Source organism: Spirosoma lacussanchae (assembly GCF_005870035.1).
GTDB classification, from domain to species: Bacteria; Bacteroidota; Bacteroidia; order Cytophagales; family Spirosomataceae; genus Spirosoma; species Spirosoma lacussanchae.
In genome coordinates, this window is record NZ_SWJG01000001.1 from 353,481 (window position 1) to 378,335 (window position 24,855).

Annotated in this window: 16 protein-coding genes; 7 read left to right on the top strand and 9 right to left on the bottom strand. The window is 56.8% G+C overall.

The window, feature by feature from the left end; genetic code table 11:
• Positions 1-21 precede the first annotated feature (21 nt).
• Positions 22-3,045 carry a DEAD/DEAH box helicase gene (locus tag FBR45_RS01465; RefSeq protein WP_138498682.1) on the bottom strand — a complete coding sequence of 1,008 codons (3,024 nt, stop codon included), beginning with the start codon at positions 3,043-3,045 and terminating at the stop codon, positions 22-24.
• A gap of 796 nt (positions 3,046-3,841) precedes the next feature.
• Between FBR45_RS01465 and FBR45_RS01470 the strand changes: the two genes are divergently transcribed.
• From FBR45_RS01470 to FBR45_RS01480, 3 genes are all read left to right on the top strand, one after another.
• The gene (locus FBR45_RS01470; protein WP_138498684.1) at positions 3,842-8,236 is read left to right on the top strand and encodes an SdrD B-like domain-containing protein; all 4,395 of its coding nucleotides are present in this window, start codon (positions 3,842-3,844) and stop codon (positions 8,234-8,236) included.
• An 81-nt stretch (positions 8,237-8,317) separates the two neighbouring features.
• Positions 8,318-11,920, top strand: a complete 3,603-nt coding sequence (locus FBR45_RS01475) for an SdrD B-like domain-containing protein (RefSeq protein ID WP_138498686.1) — start codon at positions 8,318-8,320, stop codon at positions 11,918-11,920.
• Positions 11,921-12,401: 481 nt separating this feature from the next.
• Positions 12,402-12,884, top strand: coding sequence for a response regulator (locus FBR45_RS01480; RefSeq protein WP_138498688.1), 483 nt, complete (start codon positions 12,402-12,404; stop codon positions 12,882-12,884).
• A gap of 208 nt (positions 12,885-13,092) precedes the next feature.
• On the opposite strand, the gene FBR45_RS01485 is transcribed toward FBR45_RS01480, so the two are convergent.
• Positions 13,093-13,725 carry an acyltransferase gene (locus FBR45_RS01485; protein ID WP_138498690.1) on the bottom strand — a complete coding sequence of 211 codons (633 nt, stop codon included), beginning with the start codon at positions 13,723-13,725 and terminating at the stop codon, positions 13,093-13,095.
• A gap of 32 nt (positions 13,726-13,757) precedes the next feature.
• On the bottom strand, positions 13,758-14,594 hold the full coding sequence (locus FBR45_RS01490; RefSeq protein ID WP_138498692.1) for a glycosyltransferase family 2 protein: 837 nt from the start codon (positions 14,592-14,594) through the stop codon (positions 13,758-13,760).
• Between the two features lie 171 nt (positions 14,595-14,765).
• Here FBR45_RS01490 and FBR45_RS01495 point away from each other — a divergent pair, with 171 nt between their 5' ends.
• Together FBR45_RS01495 and FBR45_RS01500 are read left to right on the top strand one after the other, a co-directional pair.
• Complete coding sequence (locus FBR45_RS01495) at positions 14,766-15,563, top strand: glycosyltransferase family 2 protein (protein ID WP_138498694.1); 798 nt, start codon at positions 14,766-14,768, stop codon at positions 15,561-15,563.
• A gap of 12 nt (positions 15,564-15,575) precedes the next feature.
• Entirely contained in the window at positions 15,576-16,760 is a 1,185-nt protein-coding gene (locus FBR45_RS01500) for a glycosyltransferase (RefSeq protein WP_138498696.1), read from the top strand.
• Between the two features lie 251 nt (positions 16,761-17,011).
• Here FBR45_RS01500 and FBR45_RS01505 read toward each other — a convergent pair whose 3' ends face one another.
• Genes FBR45_RS01505 through FBR45_RS01525 form a run of 5 tightly spaced genes read right to left on the bottom strand, consistent with a single transcriptional unit; the run spans position 17,012 to position 21,976 of the window.
• Positions 17,012-18,235 carry a glycosyltransferase family 2 protein gene (locus FBR45_RS01505; protein ID WP_138498698.1) on the bottom strand — a complete coding sequence of 408 codons (1,224 nt, stop codon included), beginning with the start codon at positions 18,233-18,235 and terminating at the stop codon, positions 17,012-17,014.
• A 6-nt stretch (positions 18,236-18,241) separates the two neighbouring features.
• Positions 18,242-19,411 carry a glycosyltransferase family 4 protein gene (locus FBR45_RS01510; RefSeq protein WP_138498701.1) on the bottom strand — a complete coding sequence of 390 codons (1,170 nt, stop codon included), beginning with the start codon at positions 19,409-19,411 and terminating at the stop codon, positions 18,242-18,244.
• Positions 19,395-20,354 (bottom strand): glycosyltransferase family 2 protein, encoded by a 960-nt coding sequence (locus FBR45_RS01515; protein WP_138498703.1) that lies wholly within the window; start codon positions 20,352-20,354, stop codon positions 19,395-19,397. Before FBR45_RS01515 ends, FBR45_RS01510 begins: the two co-directional genes overlap by 17 nt.
• Entirely contained in the window at positions 20,351-21,523 is a 1,173-nt protein-coding gene (locus FBR45_RS26800; protein WP_138501842.1) for a sugar transferase, read from the bottom strand. Before FBR45_RS26800 ends, FBR45_RS01515 begins: the two co-directional genes overlap by 4 nt.
• Positions 21,524-21,538: 15 nt before the next feature.
• On the bottom strand, positions 21,539-21,976 hold the full coding sequence (locus tag FBR45_RS01525) for a response regulator transcription factor (protein WP_138498705.1): 438 nt from the start codon (positions 21,974-21,976) through the stop codon (positions 21,539-21,541).
• A gap of 462 nt (positions 21,977-22,438) precedes the next feature.
• Between FBR45_RS01525 and FBR45_RS01530 the strand changes: the two genes are divergently transcribed.
• Positions 22,439-22,741 carry a hypothetical protein gene (locus FBR45_RS01530; protein WP_138498707.1) on the top strand — a complete coding sequence of 101 codons (303 nt, stop codon included), beginning with the start codon at positions 22,439-22,441 and terminating at the stop codon, positions 22,739-22,741.
• A 67-nt stretch (positions 22,742-22,808) separates the two neighbouring features.
• Here FBR45_RS01530 and FBR45_RS01535 read toward each other — a convergent pair whose 3' ends face one another.
• Entirely contained in the window at positions 22,809-23,663 is an 855-nt protein-coding gene (locus FBR45_RS01535) for an AraC family transcriptional regulator (protein ID WP_138498709.1), read from the bottom strand.
• 156 nt (positions 23,664-23,819) lie between these two features.
• Here FBR45_RS01535 and FBR45_RS01540 point away from each other — a divergent pair, with 156 nt between their 5' ends.
• Positions 23,820-24,815, top strand: coding sequence for a phytanoyl-CoA dioxygenase family protein (locus tag FBR45_RS01540; RefSeq protein ID WP_138498711.1), 996 nt, complete (start codon positions 23,820-23,822; stop codon positions 24,813-24,815).
• Positions 24,816-24,855 lie beyond the last annotated feature (40 nt).

Consider the following 24,855-nt stretch of genomic DNA (forward strand, 5'->3'; position numbering starts at 1 on the left):
AATCAGTTCCTGACCCAAGTCTTACTCCAGCAGGACCATAATGTCCTCTTTCGTGAGCGATTTCACGAAGTTTTCTTCAGTCGTAATGAGGCTGCCTGCCAGTTGCTGCTTGGAGCGCTGGAGCGCCAGAATTTTTTCCTCGACGGTATTCCTGGCGATAAACTTATACGTGAATACCGTTTTCTGCTGGCCAATGCGGTGGGCCCGGTCAACCGCCTGCGCTTCTATGGCGGGGTTCCACCAGGGGTCCAGAATGAATACATAGTCGGCAGCGGTCAGGTTATGACCCAAACCACCTGCTTTCAGCGAGATCAGGAACAGCCGCACCGAATCGTCGGTCTGGAACAACTCGACCTGGCCCTGGCGATCGGTAGTCGATCCGTCGAGGTAGGCGTATTTGATGTTCTTTTCTTTCAGGTATTGGCGAACAACGCTCAGGTGTTTGATGAATTGGCTGAAGACGAGTACTTTATGGTGTTCGCCGATGGCCGTTTCGAGCCGCATCAGCATGTCGTCCAGCTTACCCGAATCACCTTCGTAGTCGGCATCGACCATGCGCGGGTGGTTGGCAATCTGGCGGAGCTTGGTCAGGCCCTGCAAAACGATCATCTGCGACCGGGCCATGCCGTCTTCTTCGATGCGCTCCAGAATCAGGTTCCGGTAGTACGACTTGGCTTCTTCGTACTGTTTCTCCTGATCGGGGGTCATGTCCGAGAACAGCACACTCTCTACCTTTTCGGGCAGGTCAGTAGCTACCTGAGCCTTGTTGCGCCGAAGCATGAACGGCTTGATGAGGCCGTAGAGCCGCCCCGTCTTCGCTTCGTCGTGCCGTTTCTCGATGGGTACCTGAAACTCATTTCTGAAGAACGACTGGCTGCCCAGCAGGCCCGGGTTGATGAACGACATCTGCGACCAGAGATCCATAGTGCTGTTTTCCAGCGGAGTACCGGTCAGGATGAGCCGATGTTTGGTGTTCAGCTGCATCACCGCCCGGGTAATGTGCGACGACGGGTTTTTGATCGCCTGCGACTCGTCCAGAATCACGTAGTTGAATTGATACTGGCTCAGCAGGTCGATGTCGATCCGGACGATACCGTACGAGGTCAGGATCAGGTCGTAACTGTCGAACTGGGCCGTGTTCTTGTCGCGGTAGGTGCCGGTATAGATCATGACCCGGAGATCGGGAGTGAATTTGCGGGCTTCCAGTTCCCAGTTGTACAGCAACGACGTGGGCATCACCAGCAGGCTGGGCCGGGCGGCTGCGAGGGCGGCCTGTTTCTCGTCGGGTGATGCCGAAACGCCGGCTTCAGCCAGCGCGATCTCTTTCTGACCCTGTAGCATAGCCAGCGTCATAACGGTTTTTCCGAGCCCCATGTCGTCGGCCAGGCAACCCCCAAACCGGTACTGGCGCAGGAAATTCATCCAGTCATAACCGGCCTGCTGGTAGGGGCGCAATATCCCCTTGAACTGCTTCGGCAGCGGAAACGATTCAATTTCGGCGAAGTCGCGCAGGCGCTCGAGTTTACGGCTCATCACGGTGCTGGCCAGGTTGTCGCGTTCCAGTTCCTGCACCAGCGCCAGGTGGTGTTTCTGCAAAACCAGCTGGTCTGTATCCTGATCGATGCGATGTTCGAGAAACCCGAACAGCTCCGAGTATTTGGTAAACCAGGCCTCCGGAATCACCGCCACCTCGCCGTTAGGCAGGCTGAACTCCCGTTTCTTGTTCAGAATCAGGGTTCTCAGCTTCAGGAATGGAATTTCGAACTCGCCGAAGCGCACGTTGGCGTAGATATCGAACCAGTCGCGGCCTTCGCGGATCGACACGTCGATGCTCGAATAACCCAGAAAATACCGTTTGGCGTCGTGTTCGTGCTGGCGGAGCTGGAAGCCGGCTTCCTGGAGCCGCACGTTGGTTTCGGTTAGCCAGCTAAAGGCCTCGGTTTTGGGCAGGGCCAGCCGACCGTGCCGCAGGTCGAGGCCGGTTTCGCGCAGGAAGCTCAGCTTTTGCCGCTCCAGCCGCTGATCCCGCCGAATTTTATGGAAGATATAGTCGTCGCCCTGTTTTTCCAGGCTGACGTTGGCCGACGGCCCGAAACTGTCGAACCGGAACATGAAGTCGCCGTACTGAAACGACAAATCGAAGGTGATGCGGTGGCTGGCTTCCTCGTCGGTATCGACCGAGCCATCGGCCAGTATGGGCCGACCGCTGGTCACCGTTTCTGATACGGTCAGGACGGGTTTTGGCTCCAGCACCTCGGATCTGATTTCGAACCCTTTAGCATATACGTCGTAGCCGGCAATGAGCTGGGTAACAAACCGCTCGTAGTACTGTTGCTCGATGTTGCGGGGAATAACGATATGGTTTTTCGTGAAGAACGGCCGCAGCTTTTTCCCATCCACGTTTTTGCCGAAATGGTACAGCCGGTTACCTACCATCATGTAGGCCGGCTCGTCGCAGATCATGAGTGCATCTTTGAACTGAAATTCCACACGGTCGGTCAGGGGGCGGCCGGTTTCGGATACTTGGCCGGTAGGGTAGCGGATAATCGGGAAATAATGTGTCGATTCGGCGTTGCGGTCGAAGTGGAAGTTGACTCGGGCGGGTTCGGGCATCCACTCAATGACCGACCAGGCCGGGTTGCCATCATTGCCCATGATATAGAACGGCTTGCCGGGCATCAGGGCCATGATCTGGGCTTTCAGATTCTCCAGGTACTGGCATATTGCTTCCTGAACCAGCTTGTCGCCTTTCTGGGGGTCGTAAATCTTCAGGAAAAAATCGACGGCGGGCAGCTTACGGGTGTTAAATTTCTTAACGATGGTGTCCTGCTGGATACTGTCGATCAGTTTAACCAGTTCGAAATCCCGCTCGTCGAGTCCCTGCGCAAACTCGCCTACATTTTGTGTCGAGAGCGTCTGGTTCTGCAGGGTTAACTCTCCCTTGCTATTCCGCTGCACCACGAAGGCTTCGATGAGATAACCCAGAAACTCATGGTCCAGCAGGGAATAAACGATTTGGAATGGTTGCGTAGGCGAGACTCTCATGCGACGACATAGCTATCTGTAGTCGATTGGCTGGATCGACGCCAGACGGCAGGAAGGTGAACGGACTATGGTAGAACCCGGTGGGGTAGTTTGCTGAGTCGCAAAAAGAGAACACAATAGGCTGTATAATAGCTTATTGTGCCTAAAATTCATAATGCGACGGTTTCAAATATACAAATCAATACCTAATCTCCAACGGTGGTTTCGCGAAAACAACCGAATTGTGATAAGAGGTCTAAACGAACCTTATCATACGGTTAAACCCAGTCAGTCTGTATGTTCTAAATTCTAGATGTTCCTGCCAAATCTGGTATAGTATTTGATGAACTGGCCATCCCATAAAAAGGCCAGGTTCCGGCTGGACAGTACTGGCTGCTGGCTCCGATTAGCGGGGCCACCTGGTCGAGTCGATCCATGTATAGACCTAAAATCGGATAAATTGTTTTGCCTGATTAATACAAAATATACCTGGCACGGAGCCGACCGAAACCGGCCTATGGTAGTATATACGTAATGAACTATAAATCAGATGATTCATAAAATATGTTATTATATAGTATACGTATTAGGTGATATATGTACTAGTGAGCTTATTTTAAAGTATGTTTCCTGTTTAGCCATATTAGTGTACGAATGTAGTATTAAAAGGGTATTAAAGTTTATTAATTAAGAAAACTGGCACCTTATTTGATCGAGGGAGTCCTGCACTTGTACTTTATCCGATAAAAGTAGTCTGTGTACATCTGATTTATCAGCAATATGATACGGTATAGATGTATACAAAAAGTTACTGTGTATGGACGAAAAATTCTACGCCACTTACCTTCGATATAGTCAATTTCTTAAAACGGCTTCCGGGCGGGGCTTCGGTCTGTTTATCGGTCTGATTAGCCTGCTGGTAGCTGGCCAGGCTACCGCGCAGATATCGGGGGTTGTTTACCGGGACTTTAACGAAAGCGGCACTCGTCAGTATACCGCCGTATCGACGCTGACGGGAGAGATTGGGGTAGGGGGCGTAACGGTAACCGTATATACTGCTACGGGAGCTATTGCCGGAACGGCAGTCACCAGCTCAACAACCGCTACGCAGGGGCAATACAGCATTACACCTTCCGTGGTCGGGCCCTACCGGGTTCAGTTTACCAACCTGCCCAGCGGCTATTTCCCGGGGCAGCGGGGTACACAGAGCGGTACTACCGTTCAGTTTGTCAACACCACTACGCTGCCCGTATCAGCAACGGTTAGTTTGGGTATTAACTACCCGGCCGACTATTGCCAGGCCAACCCCAACTACCTGGTGCCCTGTTATGTGAACGGAAATTCGCTCACGACCACCGGAAATGCCGGTACGCAGGGGGTACTGGTTTCGCTGCCGTATAGTAGTACCGGTAACTCGCCTACCGAAACGGCTCTGGCCCTGAACCAGCAAGTTGGTACCGTATATGGGCTGGCGTACCAGCGGGCTGCCAACCAGCTCTACTCCAGTGCGTTTGTAAAGCGTCATGCGGGGCTGGGCCCCGGCGGGGCAGGGGCTATCTACCTGACCCGGGTGGTGAGTGGGTCGCTGGTATCGAGTGTGTTTACGACACTCAGCGCCGGTACTGTTGCTTCAAATACCGATCGGGGACTACCGGCCAATATCACTACGGGTAACCACGATCCGTCGGTATATGATCAGGTGGGTAAGGCTGGTCTGGGCGACATCGAGCTTTCCGAAGATGGTACTGTTCTATACGCCGTTAACCTGGCCGACCGGTCGCTGTACAGGATTCCGATCACTAACCCTACCAGCGCGACCCCAACGGCCGGTACGCCAACGAGTTATACACTGCCGGTGCCTTCGCAACGGACGGGAAGTGTTTTTCGACCATTTGCGCTTAAAGTGTATCGGGATCGGGTCTACGTGGGCGGGGTTACTACCAACGAGGGCGTGCCTACCTCCACGACTATCAACTTCGGCTCTGGATCGACAACGGGGAACCTGATTACCCGCGATACGACCAACATGAAGGCGTATGTGTACGAGTTCAATCCGGTAAATAACTCCTTTACCCAGGTACTGGCGTTTCCGCTGACGTATAAGAAAGGAGCCACTAACAATGACCGGTCTGGCGTAGACCGGGCCGAATACTGGCTACCCTGGATCAGTGCTCCGCCGGCTACGGGAAGCGTACCCAACCGGTTTGCCCGCGCCGACCTGCCCAACTGTAGTTATCCTCAGCCAATGCTGACGGGTATCGAATTCGATGTCGATGGTTCCATGATCCTGAGCATACGTGACCGTCTGGGCGATCAGTACGGCAATAATAACTACGGTACCAATACGGCTAACACGACAACTTTGTACCGCGCCATTGCTCCCGGCGATATTCTGCGGGCGGGTAAATGTGATCCGGCCGTTAACCAGTGGACTATCGAACGAGCTGGCCGGGTCTGTAGCGGAACGGCTACGGCTGGAGCAACCAACGGACAGGGGTTTGGTGGCGGTGAATACTACTACCAGGACGCTATTGCTATTCCTTCGGCTACCGATCCGTATCATGCTGAGATGAGCGAAGGAGCTCTGGCGCTATTTCCCGGTACCGGCGACGTATCGTCTATCGTAATCGACCCAACCGACCAGATCGATGCGGGGGGGATCCGGCGGTTTCGAAATGCGACGGGTACCGGTAGTCCGTCAACCAGCGTGCAGGTCTATGCCAGTGGCGACGTAGCCACTTTCGGTAAAGCAAACGGCCTGGGTGATCTGGAGCTGAGCTGTAGTCCGGCTCCGATCGAAATCGGTAACCGCATCTGGTACGACGGAGTAGCAACGGGCGCCAACGGTACGCAGGATAACGGCCTCTCGCCCCTGGCCAGTATAACCGTACAGCTCTTCCTGAATGGTTCGCAGGTGGCATCGACTACTACGGACGCCAATGGCGAGTACTACTTCAACAGTACCAACGTGACGGGGGGCTTATTACCCAATACGGCTTATGAATTGCGGGTGCCGCTGAGTCAGACCGCCCTTTCGGGGCCGGGCTACCTGCCGGCGCCCAGTGGTTCCGGTTCCGATCCGTCGATTGATAATGATGCCGTACGAAATGGCAACAACGCGGTTATTAGCTTCACCACGGGCGACTACGGCGAAAACAACCACACCCTCGACTTCGGATTTGTTGACTGTCCAACCATAACGAATCCCTCGGGTACAACGGCCGTTTGCACCGGTACACCCATCCGATCGCTAACGGTGGCGACCACAACTACGGTTACCAACGGCATACAGTTTGTTTACTTCACGGCGCCCCAGAGCGGCACGGCCATGTATTCGGGTGGTACGTCGCTCGGAACGGCTACGCCCGCCAGTGGCACGGCCGGAATCGGGAACGTAGCCTTCCCAGCCAACACGGGTACGACAGCCGTTACCTATTATGTTTATGCCATTCTGAATCCTGCCCCCGCAGCCGATGGCTGCCGCCCCTCGCAGTTGATTCAGGTAACGATTAACCCGAATCCCGCCGTAACTCTTTCTTCGACATCAATATGCGTCGGGCGTTCCGCTGTCCTGACGGCCACGGGCGGTACCAGCTATACGCTGACGCCGGGCAGTCTGACCAGTGCGACGGGTAGCTTCACCGTCACGCCAAGCGGTACGACGACCTATACCGTCACGGCGGTCAACACCAGCGGCTGTACCGCCAGCACAACAGGAATCGTCACGGTTAATCCATTGCCGACGCCATCGCTGAGCAGCGCAACTATCTGCGCTGGGCAGACGGCTGTCCTGACGGCCACGGGCGGCACCAGCTACACGCTGGTCAACACGGGAACAGTCAGCGCTAGCGGTAGCTTCACCGTTACGCCAGGCGGCACGACGACTTACACCGTAACGGCTGTCAACGCCAGCGGCTGCACCGCCAGCACGACAGGAACTGTAACGGTCAACCCCGTGCCGACGCCATCGTTGAGCAGTACCAGCATTTGCGCTGGGCAGACAGCCACCCTGACGGCCACGGGCGGTACCAGCTATACGCTGGTCAACACGGGAACGGTCAGCGCTAGCGGTAGCTTCACCGTTACGCCGAGCGGCACGACGACTTACACAGTCGTTGCCACGAACGCCAGCAGTTGTACCGCCAGAGCCACTGGCGTTGTGACGGTGAACTCCTTACCGACGCCATCGCTGAGCAGCGCAACCATCTGCGCTGGGCAGACGGCTACCCTGACGGCCACGGGCGGTACCAGCTATACGCTGACGCCGGGCAACTTGACCAGTGCGACGGGTAGCTTCACCGTTACGCCGAGTGGTACGACGACTTATACGGTAACCGCAGCTAATGCTAGTGGCTGTACAGCTACGACTACCGGTACCGTCACGGTCAGGCCGGTACCGGCGCCAACCGCTACGGGGGGGACGATTACCTGCGTGGCTACCGCCACCGTAACGGGTAGCTCGAGCCTGACCGGGTCGACCTACAGCTGGACCGGCCCGCTCGCCTTCACCTCCGCAGCACAAAGCTTCACGACCAGTACACCTGGTACGTATACGCTGACCGTTACCGCTAATGGCTGTACCAGCACCAGTTCGGCTACGGCGGTGGTTACCCTCAATACGAATGCGCCCCAGTCGCTCAGTCTGGCCAGTAACCGGCCGCTCAGCTGTACGGCAGCTACAGTGACGCTCACCGCCAGTAGCACGACCAGCGGGCTGAGCTACGCGTTTGCCGGCCCGGGTGTGGTGAGTACATCAGGCGCCAGTGCTACGGTCAGCCAGACCGGCACCTATACCGTAACGGCTACGGCCCCCAACGGCTGTACAGCCTCGGCTACAACGACTGTTAGTCAGACACTGACGTCAGCTACGCTGGTACAGGGAACCTGCAACAGCAACAACAGCAACTCAACTACCGCCGATGACTACTACACCCTGGGCGTACGGGCGCTGCCCGGCGTGCGCGGCCCATCGAATCGGTTCGAGGTACTGCTGAACGGCACGGTGCTGAACCCCGGCGGGACAACGTACGGCCAGTCGGTTACTGTCGGCACGCCCACTACGTTCAAAGCGGATGGTACGACCACCTACACCCTCGTTATCCGTGATCTTGACATACCAACCTGCCAGACTACACAAACAACCATCCCTGTAGCGTCCTGCTCGACCTGCGAACCGCTGTTATGTCCGAAAGTAAGTCTGCAAAAGCGCTAAAAATCCTGTGCATATCCAATGCCTACTAACCGCTAACACCGATTACTTAACTAAATAAAACATCTTGACAAACAATCCTCTATGAAACAGTTATCCAGTTTTAGCTCCCTGCTGACAGAACGACTAGTGCGGGTGGCGGGGCTGTGGCTACTGATCCTGGTAGCGCAGACAGCGGGGGCTTTCGTACCTGATGATTCACCCCCTGGCAGTCGGCCTCCCGGTGCCCGAAACGCACCCAAAGCGCTGGCACTCGGCAACCGCGTTTTCCATGATTACAACCGAAACGGCCGTCAGGACGACGGCGAAGTGGGCATCGGTAACGTAAAACTCCGGCTCTATCAGCAGGGAATCCAGCGCGGTCAGACAACCTCCGATGCCAATGGACAGTATACCTTCGACGACGCCGTTGTGACGGGAGGACTCAAGCCTAATACGGCCTATGAAATTCGGGTGGCTACAACCGATCTGCCAGCGGGCTTCTCGCTGACGAAACGGAACCAGGGCGATACCAGTGGCGACAGCGATGCACAGGTTATCGGTAACCAGATCGTGGTATTTGCCGCAACTGGCGGTACCAACTCGCCCAACGACTCGTACGATATTGGACTGGCCGCCGGTGCTCCGGATCTGAGCCTGACAAAAACGGCCACCGTAACGAGCGTAACGCTGGGCAGCAACGCCAGTTTCACCATTCGGGTCGACAACATCAGCCCCGACGGCGTGGCTACCAACGTCATCGTAAAAGATACCCTCGACGCCGGTGTACTCTATGTCTCATCCTCACCAGCGGCTACGGTTAGCACCACACCCTCGTCGCAGACCGTACTGACCTGGTCGCTGGGAACCATGCTGGCTGGCGCTACGTCGAGCATTAACCTGACGGTGAAAACAAATGCCGAAGGTATTGTCTATAATACGGCTTATGTCACGACCGCCGATGCCGAAATCAGCACGCGCAACAACGTGAGCCGCGCGGGGGTAACCGTACCGGTCAAGATGTGCCCGGGCGAGTCGTACGTCGCGAGCCTGCCGGCCGAGTATACCAATGTACAATGGTATCGGAATGCCAACCCGACTCCCGTGGCTTCGGGGAACAGCTTCACCATTACACAGGCGGGTAGCTATAGCTTCACCACAACGGCCAATGTCGACTGTCCGGCTAGCGGTTGCGTACCACTTGTTATCGAAGATGGTATCCTGCCGAACCTGAGTGCGGTAGCTTCGGCCACGGCCATCTGCGTGGGCGGCAGCACCAGCCTGACCGCTACCGGCTGCGGCACCGGTACGCTTCTGTGGAGTACGGGTGCCAGTACGGCCAGCATAACGGTATCGCCGACATCGACAACGGCTTACTCGTTTACCTGTACATCGAACACCTACGGCACCTGTACCGCCAGCACATCGACAACCATTACGGTTAATGACAACCCCGTGGTTACGCTCAGTAGCGCCACCATCTGTGCCGGTGCTACGGCCAGTCTGACGGCAACACCGGGCTATGCCAGCTACGTTTTCTCACCGGGTCTGACCCAGGTCGGTGGTGCCAGTGGCAATACGGCCACCCTGGCCACGAGCCTGAGTGCGGCCGGCAGCACAACAACCTATTCTGTAACGGCCATCTCTACATCGGGCTGTTCGGCTACGGCCAGCGGTGCCATTACGGTGAACCCGAATCCGGTAGTTGCCCTGAGCAGCACCACCATCTGCGCCGGTGCTACGGCCAGTCTGACGGCAACCCCGGGCTACGCCAGCTACGTTTTCTCATCGGGTCTGACCCAGGTGGGTGGCGCCAGTGGCAACACCGCTACGGTGGCTACGAGCCTGAGCGCGGCCAACTCCTCAACGGTCTACAGCGTGACGGCCATTTCGGCCGAGGGCTGTACGGCGGTGGGTAGTGGCACGGTGGTCGTCAACAGCAACCCCGTCATCACCCTGAGTAGCGCGACGGTCTGCGCGGGCACGACGGCCAGTCTGACGGCAACCCCGGGCTATGCCAGCTACGTTTTCTCGTCGGGTCTGACCCAGGTGGGTGGCGCCAGCGGCAACACCGCTACGGTCGCTACGAGCCTGAGCGCGGCCAACTCCTCGACGGTGTATAGCGTGACGGCCATTTCGGCGGAAGGCTGTACGGCGGTGGGCAGCGGCACGGTGGTCGTCAACAGCAACCCCGTCATCACCCTCAGCAGCACGACGGTCTGCGCGGGCACGACAGCCAGCCTGACGGCTACGGCTGGTTATGCCAGCTACGTTTTCTCATCGGGTCTGACCCAGGTGGGTGGCGCCAGTGGCAACACCGCTACGGTGGCTACGAGCCTGAGCGCGGCTAACTCCTCGACGGTGTATAGCGTGACGGCCATTTCGGCGGAAGGCTGTACGGCGGTGGGCAGCGGCACGGTGGTCGTCAACAGTAACCCCGTCATCACCCTCAGCAGCGCGACGGTTTGCGCCGGTGCTACGGCCAGTCTGACGGCAACCCCGGGCTATGCCAGCTACGTTTTCTCGTCGGGTCTGACCCAGGTGGGTGGCGCCAGCGGCAATACGGCTACGGTGGCTACGAGCCTGAGCGCGGCCAACTCCTCGACGGTCTACAGCGTGACGGCCATTTCGGCGGAAGGCTGTACGGCGGTGGGCAGCGGCACGGTGGTCGTCAACAGCAACCCCGTTATCGCCCTGAGTAGCGCGACGGTCTGCGCGGGCACGACAGCCAGTCTGACAGCAACACCGGGCTACGCCAGCTACGTTTTCTCATCGGGTCTGACCCAGGTGGGTGGCGCCAGCGGCAATACGGCTACGGTCGCTACGAGCCTGAGCGCGGCCAACTCCTCAACGGTCTACAGCGTGACGGCCATTTCGGCCGAGGGCTGTACGGCAGTGGGCAGCGGCACGGTGGTCGTCAACGCTAACCCAGTAGCCAGCATCACAGTAAGCAACGCCACCATCTGCTCTGGTCAGAGTTCAACCCTGACGGCTAGTGGGGGAGCTACCTACCGCTGGTCGACAAACGAAGTAACGGCGGCTATTTCGGTAACCAGCACCGGGGTGTACTCGGTAACGGTAACCAACGAAGCCGGCTGTTCAGACGTGACCAGCGCTACGGTAACGGTTAACGCCAGCCCACAACTGACTATCGATTCGGCAACGATCTGCGCCGGTACGTCGACCAACCTGGTCGTTGGTGGCTGCGAAGGTGGCAGCATCCGCTGGTCAACCGGCGATAATACGGCATCGCTGTCGATCGAGCCGCTGGTAACGACGACCTATTCGGCTACGTGTACGTTCTCGACAGGATGCTCATCGACTATTGCTACTACGATTACCGTCAACAGTGCCCCCACGTTCGATGTGGCCCCGACGGTAACTGCCGCTACCTGTACCGGTGCCAATCCGAATAGCGATGCGCGGTTTGACTTCACGACCCTGCAGAACGTAGAGCGTGCCGACATCGTACAGGGTAGCTCGTATGGAAGCGGACCCGTCTACGGAGCGGCCAGCAACAAGCTGGTGGTTAGCGGAGCGGTGAGCTTCACCGGTATTGCGAACCCGACCCAGCGGCAAACCTATACCGTTCGGTTGTTCAGCGCGGGTGGCACCTGTGTAACGGACGTTATCGTTACGCTCGATCCGGTGGTATGCGAATGCCCGGCGCCGAAATGCGTACCCGTCGTGATCCGAAAAGTCAGATAATAAAAGGGGTTGGGCTACCAGGCCGAACCCTATTGAAGATAGTATATTGAGAGGATAGTTAGAAAACCCCGGCGACGCTGTTGCCGGGGTTTTTTGTACTTGATAGCGTCCGAAGTTGAGCCGGTGAACAGACAAAATAGACAGACCATTTGCTCACTGGCGACCCGAAAGTCAGGGCGATCTGCTGACTCGGAGTGTCTATACGTTAAGACGCTGATTCGGTTACTTTCACTAACGGCCTTAGCCCCCCGGTGTCAGGGGCAAGAGTTACAGGCATTGTAGAAAACTCTGACTCGTGCGAATCAGGGTGCTATTGAATCGACAACTGCCAACTACAAATTCTGAATCACAAACGTCTGTTTGATAGTAGTCTATTGCTGAAAATCCCTGATAACCAATGTATATACACGAAAACTATCTATAAACTATTTAATCTATTTGACAAATAGTTTGTTATCTAATATACTAACCTCCCTACTTTATGAAAATTTCTGGAAGTCCAATCAACGGCCGAACTACATCCAGGTCAGTCCGAATCTTTCTCGTTGAAGACAACGAGGATCAGGGAACGCTGATTCAGAAGATCGTTCAGCAAAGCCTGCCCAACGTGCAGATTATCTGGGTCCGGTCGCCCAAAGAAGCACTGGTGCAGCTGGACGCCTGGACCTATCAGGAATGGGAGATCCCGAAGTTGATCCTGATGGATTTGTACATGCCCGACCGCACGGATGGTCTGGCGTTGCTGGAGTACATTAAAAACATGCCTTTTCCGCTGGGTCAGGTCCCGGTGGTGACGTTTAGCTCATCAGATAATAGCGATGACATCCTCAAAACGTACGAGCTGGGCGCTTCTTCCTACCTGAAAAAACCGGTAGATTATGATGAGTGGTTGCTGTATTTCCAGACACTGGGCAGCTACTGGCTGGAGACCGTTACCCTGCCTGCCAACCGATACCGCTTGTAAGGGGCTTATCGCGTTGATTTATCAGGAGCCGCGACTATTCTAGTCGCGGCTCCTGCCGTAGATACGGGTTGGTTTGTAACGTTGGTATCGGTTCAGCGTCCTGGTTAGGCGATTTTCGTCGGATTTGCCTGTCCATACGCCAGGCTCCGGTAGGGGTGACATGCCGGCTGGCCGACCGAATGGAAACCATACGCCCCCGGATCCTGACTCAGCTAACCGGCTGAGGCCGTACTTTTTCCCACGACTGGCTTTCGGGATTATACGCTTTGAGCAAACGCGCCGGATTGCCGCCCACCACCGAATAGGGGGGCACATCTTTCGTAACGATACTGCCGGCCGCTACCACCGAGTGCTTGCCAATTCGCACCCCGGCCGTAATGACCGCATTGGCACCAATCCAGCATTCGTCTTCTATCACCACACAACGGCTGGTGGGCGGTTGCAGGCGGATGGGTTTGTCGAGCGATTCGTAGCTGTGGTTCAGCCCCGAAATAACCACGTGCTGCGCAATGATAACCTGCGTGCCGATCCGGACGGGGCCGATGACCACACTGCTGATCCCAACCCGCGAACTGGGCCCAATGGTAACGTCGCCAACTCCGTTGTTGATCACGCAGAAGTCTTCGATAGTAGCATGATCGGCCAGCTCAAATTTTCGGAACGGCAGCACGTCCAGCCGGGCCGACCGGCAGATGCGGGCTCCTTTGCCTTTCTTATGAATGAACGGATTTACGAACCAGCTCACCCACCACCGCGGACGCGCCTGCCCCTTCGGAATGAGCAGATAATGAATAAGTTGCTTCAGTCTAGGGTTGTCGGCAACCCTGTGCGTTATAGTCATGCCCATACAGAAAATTCGGTAGTCAGCCGGCTTTATACGGTAGCGGGCTGGTGGTTGGCCGCCAGCAGATACTGACTCATCCCCTGCTGACAGTAGATGATTTTTTTCTCCTTCGACACCATAGCCCGGGCGTAGTTCTCGTTTCGTTTGTCGGGGCTGACTTCGCGGTGGTAGATATGAAACTGGATGGCGCCGAACCGAATAAATTGCAGGCTAACATTTTTGTTCATCAGCCGCAGCGCCAGGTCGGTATCTTCCCAACCCCATCCCTTGAAACTCTCGTCGTAGCCGTTTACATCGACCAGGTCCTGCCGCCAGAAAGCCATGTTACAGCCCGTAGTATACAGGTACTCGGTCGGCCAGTGGTAATACCAGCGCATGGGGTTCTGCAAAACAGGAAGCCGTAGCCGGCGCCAGCTCATCTTGTTCAGTTTGAACGGAATATGTTCGCTGGCAGCCGGATCGGCCAGGAGCCGGGCCGACTCGTCGGGCGACAGATAATACCGGTTGCCCGAGAAAAAGAAGCCCTGTCGCGCGTTGGCCAGCTGGTCTTTTACGTAGTGGCGGTGCAGGATAATGTCGCTGTCGATCTGCAGGATGTATTGATAGCTGGACCGCGCCAGTCCTTTGTTGCGGATGCGGGCCAGCTGAAACCCTTCGTCGGGTTGCCAGACATGAAGCAGCGGCACCGGACTCAGCGGCCGGAGTTGATCGATCAGCTGCCGGGTGTCGTCGCGGGAGCCGTCATCACAGACAATAATCTCGTTCGGAAGAACACTCTGCCGGAACGCACTCAACAGGCAAAGCCGCAGGGCATCGGGCCAGTTGTAGGTAGATATTAGCAGGCTACAGGTAGGTCGTTTCTTCATACAAGTCAGGATAGAACGGCTCTGTAAGTGTGCAGAATGACAAATACATTCAAATAAGGCATATGTTTTGTTAATAAAAAACAGGTTAATCGAATTTTAATAACTGTATTGTTTACATATTATGGATTATAATAAATTATAGCATTATACTTGTGTGAAATTCGTGCTCCTATGGCCGCTATCTCACACAAACCATCCACCGGTACTCCCGAACTCCGTCAGCAACTAAAGCGCTTTCTGGTCGATGACCCCGAGGTGTCTATTGTTGTTCCGGCCTACAATGAAGAAAAGACGATTGAGCGGCTGCTGAAATCGATGGCGGCTCAGGTAACGTCTTACCGGGTTGAGCTCATCATTGCCAACAACAACTCAACCGATCGGACCCAGGCCCTGCTTGACCAGTACGGGGTTCGGTCTTTGTTCGTGCAGCAGCAGGGCGTGGCCTACGCGCGGCAGGCCGGGCTCGAAGCCGCCCGGGGCATTTACATAGCCAACGCCGACGCCGATAGCGTATACCCGCCTACCTGGCTCAATACCATCATCAAACCGCTGGAGAACCCGGCCGTGAGCTGCACCTACGGCACCTACTCGTTTATTCCCAGCGCCCGGACTTCGCCCCTGCAGCTGGCCCTCTACGAACGGGCGTCGCGGCTGGCTTCGCTGATGCGCAGCCGGACCAACGAGCCCACCAACGTGCTGGGGTTCAACTTCGCCTTCCGGCGGGCCGACGCGCTGGCCGTGGGCGGCTTCAATCTCAACGCCGGTCATACCGGTACGGTGAATCATAAAAGCGGGCCCTGCGAAGACGGCTGGATGGCCCTTTGCCTGATGGAACGCGGTCGTTTGTACCGGGTGTCGTCGCCCAAAGCCCGCGCTCGTACCAGCGACCGCCGGTTGCTGGAGTCGGGCGGATTGGGGCAGGCGTTTACGATGCGGCTCCGGCGCGAGTGGAAACGATTAATGGCTTAACTGCTTAGTAGTATGATACTTATTTTTCAGTGGGCGGCTGCCGCTCTGTTTCTATACACAGGTCTCGTTGTGCTGTACCTGCTGTTTTTTGCGCTGGCGGGCCGGCTTCGGAAAAACAAAAACATGGTTCGGACCTACGCGGCCACGAGCCAGCGCATTGCGGTGCTGATTCCGGCCTATCGCGAAGATGGCGTCATTCTGGAGTCGGCGCAGCAGGGCTTGCTGCAAACCTACCCGGCATCGATGTACGACGTAATCGTGATCGCCGATTCGCTGCAGCCCGAAACCATTCAGACCCTGCGAAAGCTCCCGATCCAGGTCATTGAGGTGTCATTCGAGAAGTCGACCAAAGCCAAGGCACTCAATGTGGCGTTGCAGCAGCTGCCGACCACGTACGATATAGCCGTTATCCTGGACGCCGACAATCTGATGGCGCCCGACTTTCTGCAACAAATCAACACGGCCTTTCAGCAGGGCTGGCGCATTGTACAGGGGCATCGGGTGGCCAAAAATACCGACAGCAGCGTGGCGGTGCTGGACGCCATCAGCGAAGAAATCAACAACCATATTTTCCGGCAGGGCCACCGCTCGGTAGGGCTGTCGGCCGCGCTCATTGGCTCGGGTATGGCGTTCGAATATGCGCTGCTGCGGCAGATCATGCCCGAGGTACAGGCGGTGGGCGGGTTCGACAAAGAGCTGGAAATGCGGCTGCTAAGTCAGCGAATTCCGTTTACCTACGTGGCCAACGCCTTCGTATACGATGAAAAGGTGCCCAACGAAGCGGTTTTCGAACGGCAGCGCACCCGCTGGATTGCGGCTCAGTACAAATACCTGCGGCTAAACTTCCGGTCGGGAATCCGGTCATTGCTGGAGGGGAACATCGACTATGCCGACAAGGTGTTTCAAACGCTGATACCACCCCGTATTCTGTTGATGGGCGGGTTGCTGCTGGCCGTCATCGCCAGTGCGCTGGTCAACAGTCCGGTCTTTCTGCTGGTTACCGGTAGCCAGCTGGCTCTGTTGCTGATCACGTTCTATATCTCAACGCCCAACGCCCTGATTCGTCAGATCGGCCCGGCCGAGCTGCTGAAGCTGCCGGTTCTTTTCACGAGCTTCATCAAGTCGATCTACAAGATGAAAACGGCCAAGAACCAGTTTCTCCACACGCCCCACAGCGCCAAAGGCGTCAGCCAGTAAGAAACAGGAACAACACGCGTGCATCACGGTTCGTACCACTGACTGGCCTATCGGCACAGTCAGGGTGAAATGGCATGGTATCGACCAGTACCTGTGCGTTTGTCGTCCTGACCGCACGTAGAGACGCAACCCTTTGCGTCTTCTGTCCGGATGGTTTTGCGTCTTCTGTCCGGATGGTTTGTTGCTGTCGCGTAGGTGGGGTGCTGCCGCGAATGAGACGCAAGGGCCGGGCCGCCGTCGCGGTTGCGTCTCTACTTGGCTAACTGTAGATCGGTGGCGCGACGGGCTTTTTCCCAGATACCGGAGGTGTTGCCACGCCAATAGCGCTGAAAACCCAGAATCGCGCAACCGTTCATGAAGGTGAAATAAAACGGCACAAACAGCGCTTTGACGCGCAGTTGCCGATGCTCCAGCCGGTAACCCAACCAGGCGGCCCCGTAAAATGCACACTGACCAATAAACAGCAGCACCCAGACCCCGTAGGCCAGGGGCGACAGCGGTTCGATGCCCAGCACCAGCGCCAGATTGGCCAGCCAGATCAGCGGCAACAGAAACGGCGTGACGGCCCAGCGCAGCACCCGGTGCGACACATACTGAAACGTCAGCCAGCCGTAGCGAAATCCGTTCAGCAGGTACAGCAGCCGCCGAATCGACTGGAAGCCCCCGGCCGCAATCCGAACTTTACGTTTTTTCTCCTCCACGATCGAGAACGAAGGCCGCTCGAGCGCGTAAGCCTCGGGTTCGTACTCGACCCGATACCCCCGACCCGCAATGCGCAGGGAGATCATGAAGTCGTCGAGCAGCGTATCCGTCTCAACGGGTTCATATAGGTTGGTACGGAGGGCAAACAGCTCCCCGGCCGCGCCAACGACCGTATGCAGTTCGGCATCTTTCCGCTTCAGGTACGATTCGTATTTCCAGTAGAGCCCTTCGCCCGCGCCCGCAGCCGCTTCGGCATCGAACACCTCGATGCGCTTTTCGCCCGCTACCGCGCCTACGCCTTCGTCGTAGAAATGGCGCACCAGATTACGGATGGCGCGGGGGTTGAGCTGGGTATTGGCATCGCTGAAAATAACCAGCGGGGTGCTGACGTGCTGCATGGCCTGGTTCATAGCCGCCACCTTGCCCGCCCGCTCGGTGCCGCCCAGGACGCTGATCTGCGGGTCGCCCGCGTCGCGTAGGGCTTCGAGGTAAGCCGTAGACCCGTCGGTCGAGCCTTCGGTGACGAACAGAAAGCGGAGCTGCCCGGCGGGGTAATCGAGCGCGCGCGAGTTGCTGAGTTTAGCGGGCAGGCAGTCCATCTCGTTGTAGGCCGGAATGATCAGCGTTACCAGTGGCGTGTACGAATCATCGGCCGGAAGCGGTCGGCGACCTTTGATCAAGCGCCGAAGGGCTACCAGTATCGTGATCACGATCCCGTAACCAACGTAGGTATAGGCCACAATGGCCAGACACAACAGGAGGAAGAGCTGCATAGCTAGTTAGACCATTGAATAGGTAGATGTCGTGACCGACTGCGGGGCCGGCGCAAAGGTACGGTAGGTAGCCAGCAGTTGCTGAGCCGAGCGTTGCCACGAGAAACGGGCCACCTGCTTGTGGCCCCGTTCGATCAGCGTTTGCCGGAGCGCGGGGTCGTGGCGAAGGCGGTGCATGGCCACCACCATCTGGTTAGGCTGGTGCGGGTCGACCAGCAGCGCAGCATCTCCGGCCACTTCGGGCATGGAGGTAACCCGGCTCGTGATAACGGGGGTGCCGCAGGCCATGGCTTCCAGAATGGGCAGGCCGAAACCTTCGCTGATGGACGGGAACAGAAACGTTTCGGCCAGGGCGTACAAGGCCGGCAGGTCGTCGTTATCGATATAGCCGATAAACTGACAACGCTGTTCCACAAACGCATACTCGTCGGGGGTGAGTAGCTGCTTCAGGAATGCGGGGAGCTTGCCGCTGACAACCAGCTGCACGTCGGTGTCGATCTGGCCGTAGCGAATAAAAGCCTTCAGCACCGTTGTCATATTCTTGCGCGGATCTGCGCTGCCCAGGAAAAGCATAAACCGCTCAGGCAGGTGGTAGCTGGCCCTGGCGCGGTCGCGCTGCTGGTCGGTGATGGGCTCCGAAAACCGGGCGCTGACGCCATTGTAAAGTACCTCGATGGGCGTTTTGGCCAGATTCAACTCGCCCTTGATCTGCTGGCTGGCAAAGTGCGACACTGTCAGGATCTTGTGGCAGCGCCGGATCAGCCGCCGAACCAGCAGGGCCCGGTACCGGTTGCCGAAGCGCTGGTAGGCAGTAGCGGTATTGATGCCGAAGGCGGGCATCAGAAACAGCACATCGTGTAGGGTCAGGATCAGCGGAACGCCGGGCATCAGCGGAGCCGTATTGGCGGTGCAGTGCAGCACGTCGAGCCGGTAGTCGCGAATGGCTTTCGGGAGTGCCACCTGCTCCCAGTGTACGTAGTTGTTGCCCGTTACCTTGACCAGGGTGAAATTCTCGCGCAGGCTAAGGCAGCCTTCGTCCACGTCGGGCCGGACAAAGATGAAATACTCGTTGTCATGGTCGATCTGCTGGAGGGCATTGATAAGCTCCAGCGCCACAATGTCCATACCGTGTTTATGAGGTCTGAGGAGTCGCTGAGCTTCAATTCCGATTCGCATACACAGGGGGTGTTAACAGGGTTACGGCGTCGGCTGGCAGCGGGGCCGGCCGGGCTACGCTATGGCGCAGGTTCCAGCCGACGCCGTTGAGCAGCGCCTTCAAAAAGGGGAGTTGGCCGCGCAGGCTGTAGCGCACCATGGCTTTCGGTAAAGCCAGGCCGGCGTAGTACAGCAAAAAAAACAGCAGCCGGGGCGGGGCCACGTTCCGGCGCATGAACAGAATCCGGTTTCGGGTCTGGTAATACACCTTCAGCGGGTTTCCCTTGCCCACCGATATCGACTCTTTGTGATAGACCAGCGCCGAAGGCTGGTAATAAATGACATAGCCTGCCTCGCGGATTCGGATGCACCAGTCGAGTTCTTCGTAGTACAGAAAATACAGCTCGGGCAGGAGGCCGGCCCGCTCGATAGCGTCGCGTTTGACCAGCATGGCCGCGCCGTGGGCAAACGGCGTAGGCCCCGGCTGGTCGAACTGGCCCCGGTCTGCCTGATGGCTGCCGACGGCCCACGCCTGTCCGGTATACGTGTTCAGGGGCGTATAGCCGGCATACTGAATAACGGTCGGATGGTCGAAAAAACGAATTTTGGGGCAGGTAACCCCAATGGCGTTGTCGGTGGCGAAGGGTTCCAGCAGGCGCTCGATCAGGTCGGGGGCCAGCTCGGTATCGTTGTTGAGAATAAGCAGGAAGTCGCCCGTGGCCTGCCGGATACCCACATTGTTGCCGCCCGCAAAGCCCAGGTTGGCATCGGTAACGATGAGCCGCAGGTTCGGCAGGCCTATTGCTGTAATGGCCGGTTCGGGGTTCTGGGCCGAATGGTTATCGACGACGATGATTTCGAGCGATGGATACGTCAGCTGCTGCACCGACGCCAGCAGGGCGCAGGTGACCTCAACCTGGTTGTAGTTCAGGATGATCAGCGAAACGAGCGGCTGGCTGTTCATACATTCTCTTTCTGGAAAACAGCCTTCACCGTCCGGATCAGAATAATCAGATCGGTCCGGAAGGAGTAGGTTCGGGCATAGAGCGCATCGAGCTGAATCCGTTCCTGATCCGACACGCCGGCTTTACCGCGTTTGGTTACCTGCCAGAGTCCCGTCAGCCCCGCCGGAGCCGCAAACCGGCGGGCGTAGCCGATGGTGGTCAGCTTTTCGGCTTCGTAGGGCGGCAGCGGACGATTGCCCACAAACGACATATCGCCTTTCAGGATGTTGAACAGCTGCGGCAGCTCGTCGATGCTCGTGTTGCGCAGGAACTTGCCCAGGCGGGTTACGCGCGGATCTTCCTTGAACTTCATGAACATGGCTTTGGCCTTGCGGTTCCGCTGCACCTGAATCTCGCAGACCTGCATGTTGTCCTGAAATAACGGCCGCTGGCAGGACGTACCCGCCTGCTGGCAGGTTTCGCAGAGCGCATCGGGAGCCTGCTCGGGCTGGGCCGACTGGTACATATTCTGCGACGCCATCCCCGAAATGAGCTTGTCGGCCCCGGTGCGCATGGTCCTGAACTTGTACATGTCGAACAGTTTGTAACCCATACCGATCCGCTTGGATTTGTACAGAATAGGCCCTTTGGAGTCGAGCCGGATCAGCACGGCCACTACCAGCAGCAGGGGCGAGATCAGCAGCAGCACCCCGGCCGACACGGCAATATCGAACAGGCGTTTGCCGAGGGGCATCCGGAGCGGCTCTTCGTTGTCGAAGGTCGTAAAGGCTGTTTTGTACTCTTTTTTTCGGATCAGGTAGGTTAGCCGTTGCCGAACCGCCGTGGGGTCGTAATCCAGCGGAAATACGTCAATGATGGGCTGACCCTCGGCCTGCACGTTCGTATCGGCTTCGGCGTTGGGGCTGAGCAGCATAACGGCAAACGCCTGGTCGAGCCGGATCGTGTCGATGCTGTTGAGGAATTTCAGCCCACCCAGTTCATCATTGACCACGACCAGATCGTAAGGCCGACCCTGCTGGAGGGCTGCCAGCGCTTCTGACCGGCCGGGAAGAACCGTTACCGACCCCAGCGTAGCAAACGCCTGCACGAAATCAGAGGCTCTTTCGGCGTTGTCTTCAACATACAGTATGCGGAAATCAACGGTATTGACGGGCGAGTCTGAAGTCATCACAGAGAAGGAGAGTTACTGTCTGAAAGGGCTCAGTCGTGCGGCATCGAAATCAGTCCGGAAGGTCCGGCGATCGTTGGCCCGGCGGAGTAAGGCTTTGATTTTAGCCTCTATTTCCAGGGGGTTGAACGGCTTGATGATGAAATCGTCGGCCCCCTGGTCAATGCATTTCACTTTCAGCGCGCTGTCGTCGGCACTGGACAGCACGATAATGGGTACGTGCCGATACAGGGAGCTGCTCCGGATCAGATCGATCATTTCAGTGCCATCGAGCATCGGCATCCGAAGATCAGTCAGGATAATGTCTGGCACGTTGCCCGACTCCAGCCACATCATCGCTTCCATACCATTGGCAAATGAGGTAATCTTAAACTGGGCGCCGAGAGCCTGCTCGATGATTCTTCTGATGAAAACGTCATCATCTATATGAAGGACGTGGTAGCTGTTTTCCATGAGGTTGTCTTTATGCTTGCTGTAAAGTTACAAGTGTCAAATATGGCAAATTATAAGTTTACTAAAAACCATATACGTAATTATTCAGGTGGCCAGCTCAAATTTTAATAAGGGTCAGTTATTTCCGGACAACAATTGACTGGTGTTACCCATTCATCGATAAATACATTTTAATTGTATTTTCATAAGTGTTTGATATAAAGAGGGTTGAGGTGATAATAACGATGTATGATACTTCTTTACTTTTTCATGTACCAGATTTGGGTGTAACTGTTTACTTATAGCCGGATCATTGTTTTGTTAGTAACAATGAGTTGGCTTTAAAGCTAAAATAGTAAATTTGAGAATTAGCACTGTAACAAGCATAAATCGTTCCAGAAAATCGTGGTCACCCCCGCTTCTGGAACGATTTATGCACTAAGCAGGCTGGTTTATTTCTCCAACTAGTTAAATATGATAGTCATGATCTGGAAACTGTACAAGGCCGCAACCCTCACGAGTATACGCTGCGTGCTGATGACCCTCTTCGAAACGGACTCGTCGGAACAGATCGATCGGCAGCTGAGGTACGCAGGCCAGTTGAAACAGATCATCCGTTGCGTGAGCGCGTATCAGGCGCTGCATCCGGCTTTCGCAACCGCTACCTATGGCAACCTGGCCGGGTATCTTCAGCAGCATCTCTCCGCCCCCGAGCGGGCCGTTCTGCTCCAGCTCCTCCACCCGGCCTCCATGCCCACCGAACCCGGCCTGGCGTTTAAACTGTAAGGCGCCCCGCCGTTTTTTATCATCTGCTCACGTTGTTATCCCTTCTTCGGCGGAATGACAAAAAAGATCAGGGCGGTTCCTGGCGGTGGCGTTTCTTGAACTGAAGCGGATTCTCGCCGGTCAGTCGCCTGAAAATGCGGTTGAAATACGACAGGCTCTCGAATCCGCAGGCAAAGCAGGCTTCCGATACGGTATGGTCCATGAGCAGCAGCTTCTGCGCCTGATTGATCCGGTACTGGTTCAGGAACTGGGTAAACGTAAGCCCGGTAATTCGTTTGAAGGATCGGCAAAAGGCCGATTCGGTAAGACTGGCCAGGGCGGCCACTTCCGGAATCTCGATTTTACGCGCATATTCGTCAGTAATGAACTGATGCACCCGTTTCAGCCGCTGTTGCTCGTTGAGGTTATAGGCGCTGGCTACCGCCTGGCCGTGTAAGGGGGTGTATTCGGTGCTGGTGGCCAGTTGCTGAAAGATGCGGAGCAAGCTGAGCAGCCGCTCAAACGAAGGCAGCCCGGCCAGCTGGCTCAACTGCTGCCCAACGGCCTGCTTGGTAGCCCCATAAAACGACAGCCCCGACCGGGCGCGCTCGAACAGGCGGGTAATAGCAGCCAGCTCGGGTGCCTGCCAGAACACCTCCCCTAGAAAATTTTCTTTCAGCTGGACCACCACTTTTCGGTGCTCGGTCCTAACCCCGTAGTCGAAGTTCAGGTGCGGCACGTTGGGGCCGATAAAGACCAGATCACTGCCTTCGTAGCGCGACATGTGGTTGCCTACGTGGCGGGTGCCGCTGGCGCCTTCGATAAACACGATCTCGTACTCCGGGTGGTAATGCCACAGGAAAACGTCGCTCAGCTGGGGCGTCAGCAGGATATGGAACGAGCTGTCGGCATCCGGGCTGATCTGTTCGAGCGCTAGTTTCATACGGGGCGGGTTTTGTGCATATCTGCCGGTTTGCCAGAGTCTGGTACTATCTGAGAGCAATATAGTACAAAAAAGGGCTAGTTTCGTAGTAACACCTCCTGCTCCGGTCGGGCTACCTTTGTTCTAACCAAACCCTGTTTTTACCGATCAGCTCGTATGGAAGCAACCCCAACCATGACGCCGACCATGGCGCCCGCCAACGCCCACAAAGATATTCCGGGCAACCCCTCAACGGCTACCAGCAGCAAAATCAGCCTGAGCGACCGCGCCGGCGAAACGGTCAAACCGCTGCGGGTACTGTCAGAAGCCGACTGGCAGTTCTGGAAAGAAAACGGCTATATCGTTGTCAAACAGGCCGTGCCGCGCGAGCAGGCCGAGCGACTGGCCCGCTTTCTGTGGGCGTTTGAAGAAAAAGACCCCAATGACCCCGGCACCTGGTACGCGCCCCCGCGGGCCGACATGCAGATGAAAGAGCTGATCGGCAGCGGCATGGTCGAACTTTACAATCACCAGTACCAGTGGGACAACCGCCAGTATCCCCGTGTCTACGATGCGTTTGTCGACATCTGGGGCACCGAGCACCTCTGGGTAACCATAGACCGGGCTAACCTGAATTTTCCGCTGCGTCCGCAGGATACCTTCAAAGGATTCATTCACTGGGACTACGACCCCGAAACCCGCCCCCAGAACGTACAGGGCGTGCTGGCCCTGGCCGATCAGAACGACGAGAACATGGGTGGTTTCCAGTGCATACCCGAGCTGTATCGTACCTACGACACCTGGAAGCTGACCCAACCCGCCGACCGCGACCGGTTCAAACCCGATATTACGGGCTTCGAAGACAAGCTGGTCAAGGTGAAGATGGACGCGGGCGATCTGCTGATCTTCAACAGTACCCAGCCCCACGGCATCCGGCCCAACCGCTCGGCCGATAAGGTGCGGATTGCGCAGTATATTTCCATGATGCCGGCCGAAGAAGACAATGAAGCCCTGCGGCAGTGGCGCATCACGTCCTGGCGCGACCGCATCGCCCCCGAAGGTTACGCCTTTCCCGGCGACCCGCGTGGCTGGGAGCGCACCCGCCACCAGACCGCCGAACTAAGCGAGCTGGGGAAAAAACTGCTGGGCCTGACCCGCTGGACCGACGAGTAGAGAAGCCGCTGCCTGTGGTTCTGTCAGGGCCGGGTCGTCA